The organism is Clostridium sp. MT-14 (assembly GCF_042436595.1).
Taxonomy (GTDB): domain Bacteria; phylum Bacillota; class Clostridia; order Clostridiales; family Clostridiaceae; genus Clostridium_B; species Clostridium_B aromativorans.
Genome location: NZ_JBHMIY010000080.1, coordinates 1 through 1,640, shown reverse-complemented (window position 1 = coordinate 1,640; position 1,640 = coordinate 1). Strand labels below are relative to the sequence as shown.

Here is a 1,640-nt window from a genome sequence, read left to right as displayed (position 1 = left end):
GGGTGCATTTTTTCCTACTTCCCCATAAATGGATTAATAAGGTATCAAAGATCAATCTTTCATTATAGGGTTAAAAATACCAGTAAAAAAGATCAGACTTTCCCTCCAGGTGTTTTGTCCCGCAAAGTATTATGACTTAATTAGGCCGCATTTCCATATATAATATCCTGCACTTTATTCCAACGGTTACTTTTCTTTGCTGCCCTCAGGCTGGCAATATATTGTGCTCCATCCATGCTCCACCGCATACCAGCCCCTTTTAATCTTGCCTGAATTACACATTTATTACCACTCTCGATGGCTCCACTTCCTATGAAGTACCCCTTGTCTTCATAATATTTGTAATTAAGTCTATCTTTATTATTCATTAGATAATTTTTCAAAGCCATTACACTTTCATTTATTACTTTATCACAATAGAAATCAGGTTTTATGGACTCAATGGTTTCATCTACTTTCCCATCTTTGATACCACTTATAATGGAATTAACCCATTTCTTTTTATTTCCTGCATCATCACCATAAATTGCATTGGCACAATCATTAACATGTTCACTGAAGTGATAAAAATCAAGGATAAGGACGGCTTCTGGAAAAAGTTCACCGGCTATGTTCCATATCCATGCAGCACCGTCACCTATTATTACTATTTCTTTTACCCTCCCGCACCCATTTTTAACTGCAGCAGTCCAGAGCATTTTCTTAAATTCTTCAGCACTTCCAAGGTAAGTTGTATACTCTTTTTCAGCTATTATGTGTCTGGGTTTATTCTTATTAAGTATCATGCTGTCTTTAAACACAATACCAAGCTTGAGTTCCTTCCAGCCTTCACCTTTTATAAGTACCATTGAACCGTCAGCTTCTATATATAATCTGCCCTTTTTATCTTCATCTCTTATATTTTCAATAGCTTTAAACTGATTATTATATAAATCCAGGGCTTCTTTTTTCTCTTTTTCAAACAGTTTTCTACCTGCATTTTCAGAAATATCCTGTATAATAGCCGGACTAATATCTATGCCAAGATATTTCTTAATTGTCCGGTTAGCATCTCCGAAGGGCATCATCTGGGCAAAATCTGTAACTGCCTCTTCTACAGCTCTTGTTATTTTATGTCCTTCACTTATTATAAGCTGTCTATCCATAGGGGCATATCCCTTATGGCATCTCCGGCAGGTAACTATATGACGATAAAGTTCTAAATTGCCAAGCATTGTTTTTAACTGCAGATGACTATCTTTTTTACTAACTATCATCCTTTTACCACATTTTGGGCAGTAAACTACTTCAATTTTTTTTTATCCTCTTCAACAATCCTGTCCTGGGTATAGTTCATAAAACCTTTTTTTATTCTAGCCATAGCGTTCAGCAGCATAGCTTCAATATCATCAATGCTTATACTTTTATCCTCCAGCCCATTGGCAAGTGTTCTGGCATATTCGCTGAATGCATTTTCCATATCCTTGAGAAGTTCCTGTGACCTTTTGTTATTTGTGTTTTCCATAAAAATTCCTCCATTCAACTTTAGTATAAGAATATTGTAATGTATTAATACAAAATCTTCAAAAGCTAAATGTTGGTTTAATTGGTACAATCCTAATATCATGGTATATTTAAATTCGAATTATTTAAATGCACCC

At 34.9% G+C, this 1,640-nt stretch carries 2 protein-coding genes; both read right to left on the bottom strand.

Annotated features, from left to right (window positions below; genetic code table 11):
* Nucleotides 1–140: 140 nt before the first annotated feature.
* Nucleotides 141–1,292: an ISKra4 family transposase gene (locus ACFHWD_RS20555; protein WP_378062936.1), complete on the bottom strand. Its 1,152-nt coding sequence runs from the start codon at nt 1,290–1,292 to the stop codon at nt 141–143.
* The gene (locus tag ACFHWD_RS20550; protein WP_378062935.1) at nt 1,283–1,504 is read right to left on the bottom strand and encodes a hypothetical protein; all 222 of its coding nucleotides are present in this window, start codon (nt 1,502–1,504) and stop codon (nt 1,283–1,285) included. Before ACFHWD_RS20550 ends, ACFHWD_RS20555 begins: the two co-directional genes overlap by 10 nt.
* Nucleotides 1,505–1,640 lie beyond the last annotated feature (136 nt).

Excerpts from the sequence above, each read along its gene's own strand:
- ACFHWD_RS20550 (WP_378062935.1), bottom strand. The coding sequence starts at position 1,504 with ATGGAAAACACAAATAACAAAAGGTCACAGGAACTTCTCAAGGATATG.